General features: G+C 43.3%; 5 protein-coding genes and 1 other RNA gene. 1 reads left to right on the forward strand and 5 read right to left on the reverse strand.

The annotated features are described in order from the left end of the window. Window positions 1–319: a transfer-messenger RNA gene (ssrA, locus tag WBM98_RS17350) on the reverse strand; the annotation flags it as partial. Between the two features lie 526 nt (window positions 320–845). On the opposite strand from ssrA, the gene WBM98_RS17355 reads away from it, so the two are divergent. Continuing rightward, complete coding sequence (locus tag WBM98_RS17355) at window positions 846–2,051, forward strand: NAD(P)-dependent oxidoreductase (protein ID WP_424367280.1); 1,206 nt, start codon at window positions 846–848, stop codon at window positions 2,049–2,051. Between the two features lie 333 nt (window positions 2,052–2,384). On the opposite strand, the gene creD is transcribed toward WBM98_RS17355, so the two are convergent. The 4 genes from creD to WBM98_RS17375 all read right to left on the reverse strand — a co-directional run. After that, a complete protein-coding gene (gene creD, locus WBM98_RS17360) occupies window positions 2,385–3,740 on the reverse strand; it encodes a cell envelope integrity protein CreD (RefSeq protein WP_424367281.1) in 1,356 nt (451 codons plus the stop codon). 49 nt (window positions 3,741–3,789) lie between these two features. Continuing rightward, complete coding sequence (locus WBM98_RS17365) at window positions 3,790–4,086, reverse strand: winged helix-turn-helix domain-containing protein (RefSeq protein WP_424367282.1); 297 nt, start codon at window positions 4,084–4,086, stop codon at window positions 3,790–3,792. After that, on the reverse strand, window positions 4,087–4,695 hold the full coding sequence (locus tag WBM98_RS17370) for a hypothetical protein (RefSeq protein ID WP_424367283.1): 609 nt from the start codon (window positions 4,693–4,695) through the stop codon (window positions 4,087–4,089). It lies immediately after the preceding gene. Window positions 4,696–4,769: 74 nt separating this feature from the next. Further along, the coding region (locus WBM98_RS17375; protein WP_424367284.1) for an Sb-PDE family phosphodiesterase at window positions 4,770–5,217 on the reverse strand (448 nt) is incomplete at its 5' end.

The raw sequence follows: 5,217 nt of genomic DNA on the forward strand, positions 1-5,217 counted from the left end.
CGATATGTACCTGACCGGAAACAGCCTAATACACACTTAGCTTCTTTAGGTTTTGGTGGCAGTACCAAAGCGAATACTACCCTTATATCGACATTTATGGTGCTCCTGATTGAATCGCCGTCGACAGGGGCTATTCAGGAACATCTCGCTTTCCGACCTAGTCGGAACGAGGCTAAATCCTACTGTGATTCGGATTAAGCGGCAAGAGCGTAGTTATTATCGCCAATTAAAAGTGTGAAGTATGATATTAACGAGCTGTACCCCAGCGCTCGACATGCTTACATTGCCATTGGTCTCGCTGTCAAAACCAGTCGGCCCCTTCAATGAGATAGGCTCGCTTTGCGGGCCGTTATCGAATTGAATCCTGACTGAGCCTTTTAGGCGAACGTCAGGATCAAATGCATTCCTGAAATAACGTCAGGATTGGATTTTCTCATCTTTTTTTTCAAAGAACTTATTTCTGTTCCCTCTTCAAGGAACTATTCGGTTCCCTTTTAAAGGAACTTATTTCTGTTCCCTCTTCAAGGAACTATTCGGTTCCCTTTTCAAGGAACTTAAACTGCTTCGAGTACCTCGTTTTCAAATGGTGAATCGAGATTTTCTGGGCGTTACCTTCAATACCTACAAGGATTTCAAAACCTTGCAGGTATTCAGGTCGGGCTTTCGGTAGTCGCTCTTTTCCCTTTATCTCGATTGCGCTCGATATGACGGTAAAAGGAGCTTCACAAAACCTCAATCCCTAACGCGGGCAGCAAAGGTAACATTAATCCACCAAAGGAGGAAAAAGTTTGTACACCGTTGCAATTCCGCTTAAATTAGAACAAAATTTATACCAAATACAAACTATGCGATTCGGAATCATACGAGAACGTAAAAACCCGCCCGATAGGCGTGTGGTCCTCTCCCCAGAAGCCTGTCAAAAAGTCCTTTCGAGGTACAAGAATGCTAAAATACGGGTAGAACCTTCCCCCATTCGCGTTTTTACCGATGGGGAGTACAAGGATGTCGGTGTCGAAGTGGCCTCTAAAATGGAGGAATGCGATGTACTTCTTGGGGTAAAGGAGGTGCCGGTCAAGGCCCTGATTCCAAACAAAAAATACTTTTTCTTTTCGCATACGATAAAAAAACAACCCTATAACCGAAAACTGTTACAGGCCATTTTAAAGAAGAACATCGAAATGTATGACCATGAGGTCATAACCAATGAAAAAGGAATACGCTTGGTCGCTTTTGGCCGATATGCAGGGATTGTTGGTGCTTATAATGGATTTCGGGCCTTCGGCCTAAAAAATAAGTTGTACAAAATACCAAAGGCAGAAACAGTTGCCGACCAACAAGGTCTAATACGTGAGCTTAATAAGATTACATTGCCCAACATCAAGATAGTATTGACAGGTAGGGGCAGGGTTGGTAATGGTGCCCGCGAAATGCTCGATGGTATGGGGGTGCGTAAAGTCAATGTACATGAGTTTTTGGAAGGGGAATTCAATGAACCGGTCTATTGCCAGATAGATGCTTCGGATTATAATAAGCGTATCGACGGCGTTCGGGGCAATAAAGCTGATTTCTTTACAAATCCCCACGAATATGCATCCAATTTCTTTCGGTTTGCCCAAGTGGCCGACTTGTTTATTGCCGGACATTTTTATGGAGCGGGTGCCCCGTACTTATTTACCAGGGAAGATGCCAAACATCCCGAATTCAAGATTAACACGGTGGCCGATATCAGCTGTGATATCGATGGCCCTGTAGCCTGCACGTTACGAGCTTCTACCATTGAGGAACCTATCTATGGGTATGATTCACAAACCGAATCTGAAACGGATTATAGGAACGACAATGCCATTGCCGTTATGGCCGTCGATAACTTGCCTGCCGAACTACCTCGCGATGCCAGTGCCGGTTTTGGGGACGCATTTGTAAAACATGTGATTCCCGCTTTTTTCAACAAGGATAAAGATGGCATTTTAAAACGTGCCTTGATGACCAAAAATGGGAAGCTTACGAAACGTTATTCCTATCTGCAGGAGTATGTGGATGGGAAGGAATAAACGGAATTGTACAAAAGGAAAGAAGGTGTTTAAGCGGTTAAATTTAACCGTCATTACGAACCTTAAGACTACATTTATCTTGAGTGCCCGCACTAGCGCCATCCCAATGTTATTAAATCAAAAAGGTCATGTGCGCCAATGTCTGGTCGAGCGCAGTCGAGACCTCCTTATTTGATCAATTATATAGTTCTCGACTGCGCTCGAATGGACAACGAAAACCCTTAACCTTAACTTAATGATATTGATTATCAGCCCTACAAGTCATTCTGGCGGGGTAAGGTAGGCTTCTACCCTCACGATGGTTTCTCAGAAGACTTTCTAACCCCCTCTTTTTTATTCCCCTAGATCCGTATTTGACCAATCGATTTTCTTGGACGTGAACATGACGATTCCCAAGATGATGAACAACCCAATACTTCCCACCAAAAGGGCATAGTTTTCGAGTTGGATAATCACAAAGATAAAGGCGTATAAGGCGGTCAATGAACCTAAAATCAGCAACGGAAATTTTCTGTTTTTCAGAATGGTCTTCGAATAGGCGGTGATCAACCCAACGACGGCAACCCCTGCAATGACGTAGGCGATAAGGAAATTCTGATGCTCTGAAATCGAAATAAGCAAGGTGTAGAACATGACCAAGGCCAACCCGATCATAAAATATTGGAAAGGGTGGATGGCGATTTTACTGATGATTTGGATCAACAGGAAAACCAACAGCGTTAGTCCGATGATCATGATACCATATTTGCTGGTCCGTTCCGTTTTTTGATAATCGTCAATGGGGACGATCAAACTGGTGCCAAACGCGAATTTATCCAGATTGGGTAGGTGGTTGAAGAACTGCTGGCCAAATTGTCGGTTCGTTTCCAGAACCGTCCAATAGGCTTCGAATCCTTGGGCGGAGATTTTCTTGGATTCATCATTGGGCAGGTAATTGCCATTGAAACTGGGGGAGTGCCAGTCGGAATGCATGCTGACTGATGTTTCCGCGCCCACGGGGATAAAACGAAGTGCTGCACTACCATTGATCTTTATGTGAAACGAAAAAGGGGTATCGCTTGTGGTCCCGGATAAGTCCGCTAAGAATCCGGATTCCAAGGTACTCATAAAAGCTTCGTCGAATCTTGGTTTTAAAGTGTATTCCTCGGTATGCAGTTGCACGTTAATTTCATTGCGTATGCCTTTAAGGTTCGAGGTTTGTAGGAGGAGGGTGGCCCTGTCCCAAATGATGTCTTCCTCCGGCACATCCAGGGTGGAAAAGTCAAAATCCGAAAATTTTCCCTTCATGTCCACATCGGCTGTATATACAACGGACTCATAAATACCACGCTCCAATTGTTTGGAAGTAACCTCAGAGGTAATGTCTAAGGTTTTAGGGAGAAAATAAGCATGGTTCAAGACTTCTTGATAGGTTTTAAGGAATGATTTGGTCTTTTCGTCAAAGGTCTTTTCCTCTATATAGGTTTTATAGGGGACTTTGATGATAGGTCCGTAGAGCACCACCTCATTGCCCCATTTTTCATTGATTTCCTGTATGACTTCAGCCTGTCTGGTTTCCCGTTCCCGGATCAAATCCTTCACAAAGCCGAGAGGTATCAGCAGCAATAGAAAAATAAAACCCACTACGAACATTTTTGCCGAGATGGATGTTCTGAACCAATTTCCGATTTTCTGTTTTTTTGTTTCCATAATTAGAGTTTAAAAGTACTTTGAAAAACAAAGTAAAATGATAAAAAAATTATTCTTGTTGTCTGATTAAATGTTCAAGCGCTTCAATATGTTTTTTAAAGGCCTGGCGACCCAAGGGGGTAATGGTATACCGGGTATTCGGTTTTTTACCGATAAACGATTTCTCGACCCTGATGTATTCCGCCTTTTCCAAGGTTTTGGCATGGCTGGCCAAGTTACCATCGGTTACTTGCAGCAGTTCCTTTAACCCGTTAAAATCAACATATTCATTGACCATCAGAATCGACATGATGCCCAGACGGATGCGGTGATCAAAAAGCTTGTTGATGTTGTCTATAAGACCCATTTATTTTTTCTCTTCTAAAAAGTAGACCAAGCTACCATAAATGATATGGAGTATGCCAAACCCGGCTACCCAAAACCAAAGTCCATACCCCGGAAAGGCTGCACAGAGCAGTCCAAGAATGATTTCAAAATACCCCAGGTATTTTACATTGCCCAAGGTATATTTGGAGGCGTTGACCAAGGCCAAACCATAGAAAATAAGCATTAGGGAAGCGGTTAAACCGTAGTGTTGACTCTGTAACTTTATGATAATATAAATACCCCCGGTGACCAAAGGCACCAAAAAACTGACAAGCAAATTTTTGGTGGTGGCGTCCCAAATGGCCTCCTTATTTCGTTTTGCCTTCCGGGTCGTTAGAAGAAAGGCGGTAATGATACTTAGCGCTGCAACCGCAATTAGTATGGCCACGATATATCTAAAATTCCAACTGTGCAGGGTGACGAATTCCCCATGTTCAGGGGCTACAAAGACATACGCCAAAAGGGCTCCGGTGATGGCATAGATGCCAGCGAGAATGCCGGATAAACCACTTAGGGAGATAAAACGGGTCGTCCGGTTCATAAGGTTCTTGATCTCGGAGATATCGTCTAGGTATTTTTTTGATTCCATTTTAAAAGTACTTTGAAAAGCAAAGTTAATATAAAAATTGAATTCACCAAATTTAGTATCCTAGTTCACAGGGATTATTCTTTAACCGGGATTATCCACTCGATGATCGGCTGTTGTTTTGGAGCGGTAAAAGCACCTAGCGCTTTTAGTTTGAGCGGAACGGAAGCCAGTGTTTCCAATGTTTTGATGTGTAGGGTCTTTGTTTGTCCCGCCTCGATTTCAAAAACAGGGGAGCTGTCATAAAAGTTGAATTCCATCTGGTTTTCAAAGAGGAGGTCGCTGCTGGTTACATTGGTCAGCTCCACCATCAAAACCGTGGTGTTCGGCAAATAACGGGCCCTTTTAATTTCAATACTTGCCTTGAGAAGTGGGTTTAAATAGTCTGGCTTCCCAACCAGAAGGTCATTGTAGACCGCAACGGTCCTACCTTCAAAAAGGGCCTCTTTCATGCTTTCCAGACTTTTTTCCTTGGCAAATATCAGGGTAATGGGCCTATGGTTGCCTTTTTCGGTGTAATCCCAA

Origin of the sequence: Maribacter sp. (assembly GCF_049667165.1) — a bacterium.
Taxonomy (GTDB): domain Bacteria; phylum Bacteroidota; class Bacteroidia; order Flavobacteriales; family Flavobacteriaceae; genus Maribacter_A.

Excerpts from the sequence above, each read along its gene's own strand:
- WBM98_RS17355 (WP_424367280.1), top strand. The coding sequence starts at position 846 with ATGCGATTCGGAATCATACGAGAACGTAAAAACCCGCCCGATAGGCGT.
- WBM98_RS17370 (WP_424367283.1), bottom strand. The coding sequence starts at position 4,695 with ATGGAATCAAAAAAATACCTAGACGATATCTCCGAGATCAAGAACCTT.
- WBM98_RS17365 (WP_424367282.1), bottom strand. The coding sequence starts at position 4,086 with ATGGGTCTTATAGACAACATCAACAAGCTTTTTGATCACCGCATCCGT.
- creD (WP_424367281.1), bottom strand. The coding sequence starts at position 3,740 with ATGGAAACAAAAAAACAGAAAATCGGAAATTGGTTCAGAACATCCATC.